Annotated in this window: 14 protein-coding genes and 2 pseudogenes; 8 read left to right on the top strand and 8 right to left on the bottom strand. The window is 69.5% G+C overall.

Features of this window, described 5'->3' with window-relative positions:
• Positions 1 to 21: 21 nt before the first annotated feature.
• Positions 22 to 657: a TetR/AcrR family transcriptional regulator gene (locus NE2_RS09055; protein WP_063025519.1), complete on the bottom strand. Its 636-nt coding sequence runs from the start codon at positions 655 to 657 to the stop codon at positions 22 to 24.
• Positions 658 to 831: 174 nt separating this feature from the next.
• Between NE2_RS09055 and NE2_RS09050 the strand changes: the two genes are divergently transcribed.
• On the top strand, positions 832 to 1,383 hold the full coding sequence (locus tag NE2_RS09050) for a nucleotidyltransferase family protein (protein WP_063025518.1): 552 nt from the start codon (positions 832 to 834) through the stop codon (positions 1,381 to 1,383).
• A 10-nt stretch (positions 1,384 to 1,393) separates the two neighbouring features.
• Here NE2_RS09050 and NE2_RS09045 read toward each other — a convergent pair whose 3' ends face one another.
• From NE2_RS09045 to NE2_RS09030, 4 genes are read right to left on the bottom strand one after another with little or no spacing between them, the layout of a single operon-like run.
• Complete coding sequence (locus tag NE2_RS09045; protein WP_063025517.1) at positions 1,394 to 2,074, bottom strand: SRPBCC family protein; 681 nt, start codon at positions 2,072 to 2,074, stop codon at positions 1,394 to 1,396.
• Positions 2,075 to 2,091: 17 nt separating this feature from the next.
• Positions 2,092 to 2,628: a (2Fe-2S)-binding protein gene (locus NE2_RS09040; protein WP_063025516.1), complete on the bottom strand. Its 537-nt coding sequence runs from the start codon at positions 2,626 to 2,628 to the stop codon at positions 2,092 to 2,094.
• Positions 2,621 to 3,496, bottom strand: a complete 876-nt coding sequence (locus NE2_RS09035) for an FAD binding domain-containing protein (protein WP_063025515.1) — start codon at positions 3,494 to 3,496, stop codon at positions 2,621 to 2,623. Before NE2_RS09035 ends, NE2_RS09040 begins: the two co-directional genes overlap by 8 nt.
• Positions 3,493 to 5,844, bottom strand: coding sequence for a xanthine dehydrogenase family protein molybdopterin-binding subunit (locus NE2_RS09030; RefSeq protein WP_063025514.1), 2,352 nt, complete (start codon positions 5,842 to 5,844; stop codon positions 3,493 to 3,495). The genes NE2_RS09035 and NE2_RS09030 overlap by 4 nt, the downstream gene beginning before the upstream one ends.
• A 148-nt stretch (positions 5,845 to 5,992) precedes the next feature.
• Between NE2_RS09030 and NE2_RS09025 the strand changes: the two genes are divergently transcribed.
• Both NE2_RS09025 and NE2_RS09020 read left to right on the top strand, forming a co-directional pair.
• Complete coding sequence (locus NE2_RS09025) at positions 5,993 to 7,060, top strand: XdhC family protein (RefSeq protein ID WP_063025513.1); 1,068 nt, start codon at positions 5,993 to 5,995, stop codon at positions 7,058 to 7,060.
• A 42-nt stretch (positions 7,061 to 7,102) separates the two neighbouring features.
• Positions 7,103 to 7,534 (top strand): type II toxin-antitoxin system Rv0910 family toxin, encoded by a 432-nt coding sequence (locus NE2_RS09020; RefSeq protein ID WP_063025512.1) that lies wholly within the window; start codon positions 7,103 to 7,105, stop codon positions 7,532 to 7,534.
• A 4-nt stretch (positions 7,535 to 7,538) separates the two neighbouring features.
• Here the strand turns inward: NE2_RS09020 and NE2_RS34855 are convergent.
• Positions 7,539 to 7,679: pseudogene (locus tag NE2_RS34855) on the bottom strand (nitroreductase/quinone reductase family protein); the annotation flags it as partial.
• A gap of 50 nt (positions 7,680 to 7,729) precedes the next feature.
• On the opposite strand from NE2_RS34855, the gene NE2_RS09015 reads away from it, so the two are divergent.
• From NE2_RS09015 to NE2_RS08995, 5 genes are all read left to right on the top strand, one after another.
• Positions 7,730 to 8,131 (top strand): TOBE domain-containing protein, encoded by a 402-nt coding sequence (locus NE2_RS09015; RefSeq protein ID WP_063025511.1) that lies wholly within the window; start codon positions 7,730 to 7,732, stop codon positions 8,129 to 8,131.
• 5 nt (positions 8,132 to 8,136) lie between these two features.
• On the top strand, positions 8,137 to 8,922 hold the full coding sequence (gene modA / locus NE2_RS09010) for a molybdate ABC transporter substrate-binding protein (protein ID WP_063025510.1): 786 nt from the start codon (positions 8,137 to 8,139) through the stop codon (positions 8,920 to 8,922).
• Positions 8,923 to 8,969: 47 nt separating this feature from the next.
• Positions 8,970 to 9,734 (top strand): molybdate ABC transporter permease subunit, encoded by a 765-nt coding sequence (gene modB, locus NE2_RS09005; protein ID WP_373862234.1) that lies wholly within the window; start codon positions 8,970 to 8,972, stop codon positions 9,732 to 9,734.
• Positions 9,731 to 10,780 carry an ABC transporter ATP-binding protein gene (locus NE2_RS09000; protein WP_063025508.1) on the top strand — a complete coding sequence of 350 codons (1,050 nt, stop codon included), beginning with the start codon at positions 9,731 to 9,733 and terminating at the stop codon, positions 10,778 to 10,780. Before modB ends, NE2_RS09000 begins: the two co-directional genes overlap by 4 nt.
• A 123-nt stretch (positions 10,781 to 10,903) precedes the next feature.
• Complete coding sequence (locus tag NE2_RS08995) at positions 10,904 to 11,878, top strand: MspA family porin (protein ID WP_063025507.1); 975 nt, start codon at positions 10,904 to 10,906, stop codon at positions 11,876 to 11,878.
• A gap of 63 nt (positions 11,879 to 11,941) precedes the next feature.
• On the opposite strand, the gene NE2_RS08990 is transcribed toward NE2_RS08995, so the two are convergent.
• Positions 11,942 to 12,130 carry a DUF2795 domain-containing protein gene (locus tag NE2_RS08990; RefSeq protein WP_030512889.1) on the bottom strand — a complete coding sequence of 63 codons (189 nt, stop codon included), beginning with the start codon at positions 12,128 to 12,130 and terminating at the stop codon, positions 11,942 to 11,944.
• A 209-nt stretch (positions 12,131 to 12,339) separates the two neighbouring features.
• Positions 12,340 to 12,843, bottom strand: a pseudogene (locus NE2_RS37000) (SDR family oxidoreductase); the annotation flags it as partial.

Raw genomic sequence — 12,843 nt, 5'->3', positions numbered from 1 at the left:
CTCGGTGGCGCGAAGGAGCGCTCAGGCCGAATTCGCCGCGCGGCGTTCGATTTCCGCGGTGCTCCAGGCGCCGATCATGCGGGCGGTCATGACGATGGCTTCGCGGCGTTCCTCGGGGTCGACCTCGAGGGCGGAGGCGCGCAGGACCGCGGAGAAACCGGTGTTCACGAGGACGAAGGCCATGACGTCGAGTTCGTGGTCGTCGCTGGGGCCGAGGATCTGGATCAGCAGGACCTTCACCAGTAGGCGCAAGCGGGGTTCGAATTCGGGGATGCCGCTGTTGTAGAACTGCACTCCGGCGGCCAGGGCGCGAACCAGTTTCGCGTTGTCGACCAGTTCGTCGCAGATGGCAACGAGGATGTCGGCGGTCATATCCTCGACCGAGCGGTCCGCGCGATCCAGCCGTTCGGTGAAGCGGCGTTCGATGCTCTCCAGCAGTCGTTCCAGCAATTCCTCGACGATGACCGTGCGGTCGGAGAAGTACCGGTAGACGGTGCCGATGCTGAGACCGGCCTCGGCGGCGATCCGGTTGGTCGAGGTGTTCTCGATCCCGCGCTCACCGAACAACCGCGCCGCGGTGTCGAGGATGTGCTGGCGGGTTTCCTTCGCACGCTCCTGCGTCGGGCGTCGACGCTGACCGACCGCCTTGGACGGCATCACGCACTCCTACCTAATCTCGCGCCTGTTGGTCGGTTGCTCATCCTAGGATGCCCGCGAACGATATTTCGCCTGTTCGGCGGCTTGCGACGGCGAATTGGCCGAGTCCACAAAGGACCGGCGTTTCCGCTATTACATTGGCGCCACAGCAGTTTCCCCACCGAGAGGCCAACCATGTCGGATCGAGTCGTCGGAGTCGTCCTCGCCGCCGGGGCGGGACGGCGATTCGGCCGTCCCAAGGCCACCGTCGGCGACTGGCTGACCACCGCGGTGAACGCACTGCGCGACGGCGGGTGCGCGGAGGTCGTGGTGGTGCTCGGCGCCGCCGAGGTCCCACCCATTCCCGCGACCACCACGGTGGTGGCGCAGGAGTGGGCCGAGGGAATGAGCGCGTCGGTGCGCACGGGAATCGGTGCGGCGCAGCGGCTCGACGGTGCCTACGTCGCTCTGCACGTGGTGGATACGCCCGATGTCGGCGCGGATGTCGTCGCCCGGGTGATCGAGCGAGCGATGGCCGACCCGTCCGGTATCGCGCGCGCGAGTTTCGCCGGACGCCCCGGCCATCCCGTGGTGATCGCCCGCCGGCACTGGGCCGACCTGCTGCCGACCCTGTCCGGTGACCGCGGTGCCGCCGCCTATCTGCGCACTGTCCCCGCGCAGACCGTGGAATGCGGTGATCTGGCCACCGGCCGCGATATCGACGAACCCGGCGACCTCGAGCGCTGACGCGGCCCGGTCAGCCCTGTCGTGCTCGCCGCCGGAGCGCGGCCACCAGCACCACGATCAGCAGCGCCGCCGCGAATCCGCCGTAGCGCACCAGATTTCCGGACCCCGCGGCCGCGAGCAGATCCAGCGGCTCCGCCGGGGTCCGCGGCGCGGCGGCGACGCTGCGCTGCCGTGGCGCGGTGACAGTGGCCGCGCCCGTGTCCGGCGACTGCGTGACGGCGCGCAGTGGTTCGGCCGGCGGCAGTGCCGAGGCGGTGATCTCGTCGGCGAGATTGGTGGCGAACTGCCCGATCAGCGTCCCCGCGACATCGGCCAGCGCACCCCGGCCGAACTGGGCGGGCTTACCGGTGATCGCCAGATCAGTATCGACGAAAACGTCTGTGCTGCCGTCGTTCTCGACCAATCGGCAGGTGATGGTCGCCTTCGCCGTGCCGTTGCCGCGCGCTTCACGGCCGCGGCCCTCGAGCACCGCGACCCCGGCCTGTTCGTCCTGCGAGACGACCTTGATGATCCCGTTGTAGCTCAACCCCACCGGGCCGAGTTTGACCTTGATCCGGCCGTGGAAATCGTCGCCCTCGCGCGAGGTGATGATCGCGCCGGGCACACACGGTGCGATGCGTTCGAGGTCGAGCAGTACCGGCCAGGCCTGCGCGGCCGGAACGGGAATGGTGAACGTGTTGTCGAGTTTCATGAAGGTCCTCGGTCGGATCAGGCCCGCCGGGCGGCGGGTGCGATATCGGCCGCCTCGTCGCCGGTGGACGATTCGGCACCGGCCTCGCGCGCATCGGCGGCGGCACGGACCGCGCGCACGATGCCCTGATATCCGGTGCAGCGGCACAGATTTCCCGAGATCGCCTCGCGAATCTCGGTGTCGGTGGGGTCGGGATTCTCACGCAGGAATGCGGTCGCGGACACGATGAAGCCGGGCGTGCAGAAGCCGCACTGCAATCCGTGTTCGGCGCGGAAGGCCTCCTGCACCGCCGACAATTTCCCGTCGGGGCCCGCGATGCCCTCGACGGTGGTGATCTCGGCGCCGTCGGCCTGGACCGCGAAGATCAGGCAGGAGCGCACCGCGGCGCCGTCGAGCAGGACCGTGCAGGCGCCGCACACGCCGTGTTCACAGCCGAGGTGGGTGCCGGTCAGCCCGCAGCGGTCGCGCAGATAATCGGCCAGCGTCAGCCGGGGCGCAACGCTGTCGCGGCGGCGGAAGCCGTTGATACGCACCTCGATATCGACCTCAGTCATTGCTCGCCTCCTCTATCGCGCGGCCCCACGCCCGCGCCACCATCGCCGCACCGAGCCGGCGGCGGTATTCGGCCGAACCGTGCACATCCGACGAGATCGCGGTCAGGTCCGCGGTCGCCGCGGCGCCGACCTCCTCGGCCGCCACCGCATCGGCGGGCCGCCCCAGCAGTGCGGCCTCGGCCCGAAGCGCCCGCACCGGGGTCGGCGCGAGGCCGAACAGTCCGATCGCGCAGCGGTCGATGCGGGAGTCCCCGTCCAGCCGGACCGCTATCGCCGCCCCGGCCATGGCGAAATCACCGCTGCGCCTGGTGAATTCCTCGATCGCGAAGCCGCTGCGCCCGGATCGGACCGGGAACGTGATCGCGGTGACCAGTTCGTCGGGTTCGAGCGCGGTGGTCCACATGCCGGTGAAGAAGTCCGCGGCCGCGAGAGTGCGCCGCCCGCGCGGTGACAACGCCTCGATCTCGGCGTCCAGGGTCAGCGCCACCACCGGATATTCGGCCGCGGCGTCGGCATGGGCGATGGAGCCGCCGATGGTGCCGCGGTTGCGGATCTGGAAGTGTCCGATCAGCGGTGTCGCCCGGTGCAGCAGCGGAACCGCCCGGCGGACCTCCGCGGAGGCGCCGACCGCCGCGTGGGTGGTCCCCGCACCGATCCGCACACTCGAGGCCCCGGCCTCGATACCGCGCAGGTCGTCGACTCGCCGCAGGTCGACGAGATGGTCGAAGACCGCCAGCCGCAATGCCAGCATCGGCACCAGGCTCTGGCCGCCGGCGATGACCTTGGCCTCGTCACCGAGTTCGGCCAGCAGCGTCACCGCCTCCTCGGCCGAGCCGGGGGCGTGATAGTCGAAGGCGGCCGGTTTCATGCCGACTCCTTCCCGGCGGCACGTGCCCGCTCCACCATCTCCACGATCCGTGCGGGTGAGAGCGGCAGCTCCCGAAGCTCGATCCCGAACGGCGACAACGCATCCGCGACGGCGTTGAGCACGGCCGGCGCCGCGCCGATCGCTCCGCCCTCACCGACGCCCTTGAAGCTGCCCGGCCCCGGACTCGGCGTCTCGATGTGGCCGACCTCGATATCCGGAACCTCCATCGCGGTCGGCAGCAGATAGTCCAGGAAGGTCGTCGCGACCGGATTTCCGCTCTCGTCGTAGGCGAGATGTTCGTAGAGCGCGCCGCCGATGCCTTGCACCGTGCCGCCGTAGATCTGGCCCTCCACCACATTGGGGTTGATCATCGGGCCGACGTCCTCGCTGACGATGTAGCGCAGCAGCGTCACCGCTCCGGTCTCGATGTCGACCTCGCAGGTGCAGATGTGGGTGGCGTTGGCCCAGATCGCCATCTGCGAGGTCTTGTGCCGGCCGTTGGCCTCGAGCCCCGGCGGCACTCCGGGCGGCAGACTGTCGGCCTGAAAGTAGGCGATGTCGGCGATCTCGGCCAGCGTCAGCCCCTTGTCGGGAGCGCCGCGCACACTCGCGCGACTGTCGGCGAACTCGATCTCCTCCGGCGCGACGCCCAATCGGTGGGCGGCGATCGCGACGATCCGCTCGCGCAACCCGGCCGCGGTCTGCCCGATCGCACCCGCGGTCATCGATCCGGACCGGCTGCCCCCGGTGCCGCCGCCGAACGGCGTCACCGCGGTATCGCCCTGAATGGTGCGCACATCCGAGAGCGTGACCCCGAGCGCGTCGGCCGCGAGCTGAACGACCGTGGTCTCCAGGCTGTTTCCGGCCGAACCGCCCGCCACGTAGACGTTGACCTTGCCGCTCGGTTCGATGCGGATGGTGGCGCCCTCGGTGCTGAGGAACGGGCTCGCGCCGGTGGTCGGTTCCACATAGGTGCAGGTGCCGACGCCGAGGTAGCGGCCGTGTGCGCGGGCGGCGCGCTGTTCGGCGCGGAAGGCGTCGTAGTCCAGTTTCTCGACCGCCTGCTCGAGCGTCTCCATCGGCGAGATGTTGTCGTAGGACATGCCGTTGGGATTGGCCCACGGTAATTCGTCGCGGCGCAGCATGTTCCGGCGGCGCAGCTCGATCGGGTCGATGCCGATCTGCCGGGCCGCGCGGTCGAGCAGCACCTCGCGCGCCACGGATTCGAACTGCCACGGCCCCCGATAGGCGACCCGACCGACGGTGTTGGAGTAGAGGAACTTCGAACTGAACGAGGCGTCGGTGATGCGGTAGGGGCCGGGGAACAGAATGCCCACGACCACACCACCGGTGATCGGCGAGGGTGTCGGATAGGCGCCGACGTTCTGCACATGATCGATGGAGGCCGCGACGATCCGGCCGTCGGCGTCGAATGCCATTGCCACATCGGCGTTCTCGTGCCGGGCCAGGCCCGAGGCCATCAGATTCTCCTGACGGTCCTCGATCCACTTCACCGGGGTGCCGAGCGCACGCGAGGCGAGCATGACGCAGGTCTCCTCGCGCAGCGGCAGTTGCTTGAGCCCGAAACCGCCGCCGGTGTCGCGCGCGATCACCCGGACCTGGTGTTCGTCGATGCCGAGCAGCCGGGCGCAGAACGCGCGGACCTCGTGCGGCGACTGGGTGGCGATCCAGATCGTCATCTCCGTCGTCGACGCCGACCATTCGGCGAGGATGCCGCGGGTTTCCATCGGCACCGGCAGATAGGCCTGCTGAAAGATCTGCTGGCGCACCACATGCGCGGCCGAGTCGAACAGCGGTGCCAGGTCGGCGGCCGGACGCCCGCCCATCGCCCCGGCCGAATTACCGGCGAATCCGGCGTGCACCAGATTGGGCGACTGTTCCGCGGTGGTGTAGTCGACCACCGGGTCCAGCGGTTCGTAGTCGATGACGACCAGTTCGGCGGCGTCTTCGGCGATATAGCGGTCGGCGGCGATCACCAGTGCGACCGGATCGCCGACGAATCGGACCTCCTCCTCGGCCAGCGGCGGACGCGGCACCGGCGGCATACCGACCATGTCCAGGTCGTAGGAGATCTCGTGCGCACCGGGATTGAGGTCAGCGGCGGTGTAGACGGCGAGTACCCCGTCCAGTTCCAGCGCCGCCGACACGTCGATCGCGCCGATGGTCGCGCGGGGCAGCGGACTGCGCACGAAGCAGGCGTGCGCCGCGCCCGGGCGGGTCACATCGTCGACGAAGGTTCCCGCGCCGGTGACCAGGCGCGCGTCCTCTATGCGCGGGATCCGCGCGCCGACCACGGAGGCGCTCGCGGTTGTTGTCGTCGAGGTCATCGGGCGGCTCGCATCGCGGTCATCGGACTGATCCCCTCTTGTTCGCCGTCGGACAAGGACCGGCACCTCGCGGTCGGTTAACAATATATGCCGAAAGTGAGTACGTCGCTACAGTAGAAGGAGAATGTAATTCTCATCGGAGGTCGGCGTGCGGGAACTCGGCGAGCACCTGCGGCACTGGCATGCCGCCGCAACGACATACGCCTTGGCCACCGTGATCGGCGTACGGGGCAGCGCGCCAAGGGCATTGGGCACCACCATGGCGGTCTCCGCGTCCGGCCAGGTGCGTGGCAGCCTCTCCGGCGGCTGCGTGGAGGGCGCGGTCTACGAGGAATGCCTGCAGGTGCTCGCATCCGGGGAGCCGGTCCGGCGCACCTTCGGCTACAGCGCCGACGACGCCTTCGCGGTCGGGCTCACCTGCGGCGGGGAACTGGAGGTGTTCATCCACCGGGTGACCGCGGCCGAGTACGAGACGATCGACGTCGCACTGGATCCGGATCGGCCGGTCGCCCTGGTCCGCGATCTGGAATCCGGCGCGATCGTCGCGGTGCGACCGGATCGCTCGATCGGAGGGCCCGCCGACCCGGCGGTGATCGCACATGCTCGCGCCATGCTCGAGGCCGCCACCAGCGCGGTCCGCACCATCGGGTGCGCGGAGGGTGAACGCACCGTGTTCGTGACGTCCTTCGCCCCGCCACCGCGCATGATCGTCTTCGGCGCCACCGATTTCACCACCGCGCTGTGCCGGGTCGGGCGGCTGCTCGGCTACCGCGTCACCGTCTGCGAACCGCGCCCGGTCTTCGCCGACCGGGCGCGTCTGCCCGAGGCCGACGAGGTGGTGCGCGATCGGCCCGATCGGTATCTGGCCGGTACGCACGTCGATTCGCGCACGGTGATCTGCGTGCTGACCCACGACCCGAAATTCGATGTGCCGGTCCTCGCGACAGCGCTGCGACTGCCGGTGGCCTACGTGGGGGCGATGGGTTCGCGGCGGTCGGATCGAAAGCGACGGAAACACCTGCGCGACAACGGCATCAGCGATGACCAGCTGCACCGGCTGCATTCACCGATCGGACTGGAACTCGGCGGCCGCACACCGGAGGAGACCGCGGTGTCGATCGGCGCCGAGATCGTGGCGGTGCGCCGCGGCGGTTCCGGGCAACCGCTCTCGGCGACGGACCGGCCGATCCACGCCGACCCCGGACTCGCCTCGTAACCACGGTCGGATGGCCGAATCACCGGCGGTTACCATCCACCCGTGGCGAAACTGAAGGTCTCGGTGGACGTTCCGATCTCCCCCGATCGGGCGTGGTCGCACGCGGCGAATCTGGGCGAGCTCGACCAGTGGCTGATCATGCACGAGGCGTGGCGCAGCCGGGTGCCCGACGAGCTGACCCCGGGTACCGAACTGGTGGGCATCGCCTCGGTGAAGGGTCTGCGCAACCGCGTGCGCTGGACCGTGCGCACCGCCGAACCACCGCGCCGGCTCGTGCTGAGCGGCGCCGGCAAGGGCGGTACCAAACTGGGACTGGAACTGCTGGTCGCGCCGAACGCCTCGGGTTCGGCGGTCACCGTCGACATCGATCTGGGTGGGCGACCGCTGTTCGGCCCGATCGGAGCGACGGTCGCGCGAGCGCTGCGGGGCGATATCGAACGCTCACTCGACCGGTTCGTCGACCTGTACTGCTGAACGCTCAGCGCGGTTCGAGAACGACCAGCGGGATCGTGCGCCCGCCCGCCTGGCGCCGATAGAACTCGTAATCCGGTGTCATAGCGACGAATTCACGCCACAGGTCCGGATATTCGGGCGCGGTGGCGACCCGCGCCCGCACCGAGCGGACTTGCGGGGCTTGCGTACCGCATTCACGGCAATATGCTTCCCATTGTGACGAATTTGCGGATCAGTGAGGCGGCGGCGCTGCTGGGGGTCAGCGACGACACCGTGCGGCGCTGGATCGATCAGGGGCGACTGCCGGAGATCCGGCTCGACAGCGGCCGCAAGGGGGTGCGTGGCGCGGATCTGGCCGAGGTCTTGCGTGGTCAACACGCCGAGGCGCGCGAACCCGGCGTCACCGTGGCCGCCTCGGCCCGCAACCGGATGCGCGGCATCGTCACCCGTATCGTCAAGGACACGGTGATGGCGCAGGTCGAGATGCAGGCCGGACCGTTCCGGCTGGTCTCGCTGGTCAGCCGGGAATCGGTCGACGAACTCGGTCTCGAGGTCGGCAGTATCGCCGTCGCCTCGGTCAAATCGACCCACGTCGTGGTCGAAATTCCAGAAAGTTGACGAGGATGCAGATCTTGCGCACCATCGGCGCCGCAGCGGCCGTCGTGGCAGTCACCGCGGGCCTGGCCGGATGCGGTTCCGACGACGCGAAGTCCGCCACCGGAACGGACCAGCTCTCGGGCACGGTCACGGTTTTCGCGGCGGCCTCGCTCACCGAGACGTTCACGAAACTCGGACACGACTTCGAGGCCGCCCACCCGGGCGTGAAGGTCGTCTACAGCTTCGGCGGCAGTTCGGCACTGGCCCAGCAGATCGAGCAGGGGGCGCCGGCCGATGTCTTCGCCTCCGCGGCCCCGGCCAATATGCAGCAGGTGGTCGACGCCGGTGAGGTCACCGCGAAACCGGAGACGTTCGTGAGCAATCGGCTGGAAATCGCGGTGCCCGAGGGAAATCCGGGCAAGATCACCGGACTGGCCGACCTCGGCAAACCCGAGCCCCGGATCGCGCTGTGCGCGGTACAGGTGCCGTGCGGTGCGGCTGCGGAGAAGGTTTTCCAGATCGCCGGCATCACCCCGCGGCCCGACACCCGCGAGCAGGATGTCAAGGCCGTGCTCACCAAGGTGACCCTGGACGAGGTCGACGCCGCACTGGTCTACCGCACCGATGTGCAGGCGGCCGGCGACAAGGTGCAGGGCATCGACTTCCCGGAATCGGCGAAGGTGGTCAACACCTATCCGATCGCACCGCTCGCCAAGGCCCCGCACGCCGCCGCGGCCGCCGCCTTCGTCGACTACGTGCACTCCGATGCGGCGAAGAAGGTGTTCGCCGCCGCGGGATTCGACGCCCCGTGAGCAGGCCGGGAACGCGGCGACGGGCGATATCGGGACGGCGGCCGGTCGTGCTGGTGCTGCCCGCGCTCGGCGCGCTGGCGTTCCTGGTGATTCCGCTGATCGGTCTGCTGGCGCGCACCCCGTGGGCGAGCCTGACCGACCGGCTGTTCAGCGCGGAAGTCGGTACCGCCCTGCGACTTTCGCTGATCTGCGCGAGCTGCGCGACCGTGATCTGCCTGCTGTCGGGCATCCCGCTGGCCTGGCTGCTGGCGCGGGCGGACATCCCGGGCCGGGGCGTGATCCGCGCGCTGGTGACGGTGCCGCTGGTCCTGCCGCCGGTGGTCGGAGGTGTGGCACTGCTGCTGGTGTTCGGCCGCCGCGGGCTGCTCGGGCGGTATCTGTACGACTGGTTCGGCGTCTCGCTGCCGTTCACGACGCCGGGGGTGGTGGTGGCCGAGGCGTTCGTCGCCATGCCGTTTCTGGTCATCTCGGTGGAGGGCGCGCTGCGCAGCACCGACACCCGCTACGAGGAAGCCGCCGCCACTCTCGGCGCGACCCCCTGGTACACCTTCCGTCGCGTCACCCTGCCCGCGATCCTGCCGGGCGTGCTCGCCGGCGGCGTACTGTGCTGGGCTCGGGCGCTCGGCGAATTCGGCGCGACCATCACCTTCGCCGGGAATTTCCCCGGCCGCACCACCACCATGCCGCTGGCGGTGTATCTCGCGCTGGAAACCGATCCCGATGCCGCGATCGTGCTCAGCCTGGTGCTGCTGCTGGTGTCGGTCGCGGTGCTGGTGTCGTTGCGCGAGCGCTGGATTCGAGGAGCGGCATGACGCTGCGGGCCGAACTCGAGGTGCGGCGGGAGCGCTTCCGCCTCGGCCTGGCGCTCACCGTCGAACCCGGTGAGGTGGTGGCGCTGCTCGGGCCCAACGGCGCCGGGAAGACCACGGCGCTGCGTGCGCTGGCCGGGCTCGAACCGCTCACCGGTGGACGCCTCAGCGTCGCCGACCGGGTCTGGGACGAACCGCCGGGAGTTTTCGTCCCGGCCGAGCAGCGACAGGTCGGCGTCGTCTTCCAGGATTACCTGCTGTTTCAGCATCTTTCGGCGCTCGAGAACGTCGCGTTCGGCTTGCGGGCCCGCGGCATGCGGCGCGCGCAGGCGCGGGCCCGCGCCGCCGAGCAGCTCGCCCGGGTAGGTCTCGCCGAGCACGCGCACGCCGCACCGCGCACACTCTCCGGCGGACAGGCGCAGCGGGTGGCGCTCGCGCGCGCCCTGGCCACCGACCCGCAGCTGCTGCTGCTCGACGAACCACTGGCCGCGCTCGACGCCGGGACCCGGGGGCAGGTGCGCGCCGACCTGGCCCGCCACCTGCGCGACTATCGCGGCCAGACCGTGGTGGTCACCCACGATCCGCTCGACGCGATGGTGCTGGCGGACCGGCTCGTCATCCTCGAACAGGGCGCGATCGTCCAGCAGGGCGCGCCGGCCGAGATCGCCCGGCGGCCGCGGTCGGACTATGTCGCAGATCTGATGGGGCTCAATCTGTTTCGCGGCACCGCCGCGGGCACCGGCGTCGAGATCGACAACGGCGGGCACCTCACCGTCGCCGCTCCGGCCACGGGCCGCGTCTTCCTCACCTTCCCGCCTACCGCGGTGAGCCTGCATCCCCAGCAACCCGGCGGCAGCCCCCGCAACACCTGGCCGGTGACCGTCGGCGGCCTGGAACACCACGCCAACCTCACCCGCGTCCGCCTCGACGGAGCTCCACCCGTGCTCGCCGACATCACCGCGGCGGCGGTGGCCGACCTGCGCATTCAACCGGGTATGCGGGTATGGGCCGCGGTCAAGGCGACCGAAATCCATGTCTACCCCGCTTGAAATCTCGAGGTGGGCGGCGTGGCGCGCGGCGAATCCGGGGTCCGTGCGGGTTCGCGCATTATGCTTGCCGGTCGATAGCTGTTCGGGGACTGCTGCCGTGACACCGAGGAACAGGATCCAGCTATGCGACGTCCTCTCATCGCCGCCGCGACGGGTATCGCCGCGGTTACCGCCGTCGCGTCGATCTTATGGACCGGCGGCAGCGAAACGAGTCACGCCCAGCCACCCGGCACGGACGTGACAGGTTCGGGAGTCCATCTGACCGCGTCGGTGGACAACATAGGTGTGAACCCACCCGGTGACCGGACACCGAACTATCTCATGACGTTCTCGCATGCCGCGCAGTTGTCCGGGAATTTCTCGGTCAACGTCGAAGGCGACCCGATCACCTCGGGTCAGGCGGTCGCGGGATTCCTGCTCGGCTGCGGGATCAGCGTGGCAGGCGGCATCGACGTAGGCATTTCGCCCAACCAAGGGCTGCAACTGAGCATCTCCCCGACGTTCACGCCACCGTCGCTGACGACCGCCGCCGCGCCCATCGCGACCACCGGTAGCGCCACTCCGACCACGACCACCCCCAGCGGTACCGGCGCCTCCTCCACCACCGCCCGCACTACGACAACTCCCCCCACGACCACCCAAACCAAGGCTGTCGGCACGAGTGTTGCGCCCACCACGACGGTCACCACCACGACAACCCCGACCACGACCACCCCCACCACGACGACTCCCCCTACAACGACTCCCCCCACGACGACTCCCACCACCCCTGCCCTGCCGACCACGTCCGGCAGCGCGACGCTGCCCGGAGTATCGCCGCCCGGTTTCGACCTCGGGCCGAGCGTCGGCGGCTCCCTGGGACTGTCCGAGAATCTGGACGCGAACATCGGTCCCGGTCAGGTCACCACCGCCACCACCGCGACGGCCACCCTGGACAACACGACCACGTTCCCCTATCACATCGCCTTCAACAACGCCGCGTTGAACGTCTCCCAATGCGCGTCCCCGGTTGCGGCCGTCCCGTTCGTCTCCACCACGGTGTCGACGGCGACGGGTCTGGTCCAAACCACCGCGTACGGCGATCAATTCACGTTCTGACACGCACTGCCCATCGATACAGCCTGGGCCGCCCGCACCGCGGGCGGCCCAGGTGCATTCAGGTCAGGACATGGCCTCGCTCACCGCGTTCGGTCCGTCGAACATACGGTCGGGCATGCTCTCGAGCGCGTCGACGATCTCCGCGCCGGCGCCGTTGTTCCGCGCCGCGCGCACGATATCGCGGCGGTCACACGGATAGTCCACGCCGGAGAGATACTTCTGCACCTGAATGGGATTCACCTTCTGGCTCATCGTTTCTCCTCTCTCGGTACTGTCCGTTCGGGAATGGAACGACGGGGCGATACCACCGGAATCGGGGCCGAAACATCGCAGTTGCCGAATCGCCGCCGCGATGACCTGACAGGTCCCGATCTGCAGCAGTCCAGGGTCCGGTTCGGTGGCGCGCGGATCGCCGATATGCCCCGCCCACAGGGCGATATGGGCCGGATCGGGGTGGCGGCCCCCACCACGCCGGCGAGGTGTCCGACACCGGTGGCGAAGCGATCCGGCGTCCGGGTGAATCCCACAACCCCGAATTTCGACGCGCAATACGCGGTGGCATCGGGCAGCGCCCGCATCCCAGGGTCGAGGCACAGGTGAGGACGTGACCGCGCGGCGCGCGCAGCGGCGGCAGCGCGGCGCGGATCACGCCGCCGTACCGAGCAGATTCACCCGGACCACCCGCTCCCAGGCGGCCGCGCCCATCTTCTCCAGCGGGCCGCAGGCATCGATACCGGCGGCGGTGAACATGCCGTCGATGTGGCCGCCGGCCCGGGCGCATTTAGCCTCCTCGGCCGCGGCCGAATCCGCGAGATCGGCTTGCTCCCAATCCACGTCAATATCGGGGCGGTTCCGATCGATGACCAACTGGACGCCACCGGCGGCGCGCGCCGCGTTCACGGTCGCAGCGCCCGGACGCCACCGGTGATGACGACATTGCCCAGGGGCCGAGTTCCATAGCCCAG

The organism is Nocardia elegans NBRC 108235, from assembly GCF_001612845.1.
In the GTDB taxonomy this organism is placed as follows: Bacteria; Actinomycetota; Actinomycetes; order Mycobacteriales; family Mycobacteriaceae; genus Nocardia; species Nocardia nova.
The sequence above is the reverse complement of the archived record's forward strand: the minus strand, read 5'-3'. Positions and strand labels throughout refer to the sequence as shown.

Excerpts from the sequence above, each read along its gene's own strand:
- NE2_RS09055 (WP_063025519.1), bottom strand. The coding sequence starts at position 657 with ATGCCGTCCAAGGCGGTCGGTCAGCGTCGACGCCCGACGCAGGAGCGT.
- NE2_RS09050 (WP_063025518.1), top strand. The coding sequence starts at position 832 with ATGTCGGATCGAGTCGTCGGAGTCGTCCTCGCCGCCGGGGCGGGACGG.
- NE2_RS09045 (WP_063025517.1), bottom strand. The coding sequence starts at position 2,074 with ATGAAACTCGACAACACGTTCACCATTCCCGTTCCGGCCGCGCAGGCC.
- NE2_RS09040 (WP_063025516.1), bottom strand. The coding sequence starts at position 2,628 with ATGACTGAGGTCGATATCGAGGTGCGTATCAACGGCTTCCGCCGCCGC.
- NE2_RS09035 (WP_063025515.1), bottom strand. The coding sequence starts at position 3,496 with ATGAAACCGGCCGCCTTCGACTATCACGCCCCCGGCTCGGCCGAGGAG.
- NE2_RS09030 (WP_063025514.1), bottom strand. The coding sequence starts at position 5,844 with ATGACCTCGACGACAACAACCGCGAGCGCCTCCGTGGTCGGCGCGCGG.
- modA (WP_063025510.1), top strand. The coding sequence starts at position 8,137 with ATGCAGATCTTGCGCACCATCGGCGCCGCAGCGGCCGTCGTGGCAGTC.
- NE2_RS09000 (WP_063025508.1), top strand. The coding sequence starts at position 9,731 with ATGACGCTGCGGGCCGAACTCGAGGTGCGGCGGGAGCGCTTCCGCCTC.
- NE2_RS08995 (WP_063025507.1), top strand. The coding sequence starts at position 10,904 with ATGCGACGTCCTCTCATCGCCGCCGCGACGGGTATCGCCGCGGTTACC.
- NE2_RS08990 (WP_030512889.1), bottom strand. The coding sequence starts at position 12,130 with ATGAGCCAGAAGGTGAATCCCATTCAGGTGCAGAAGTATCTCTCCGGC.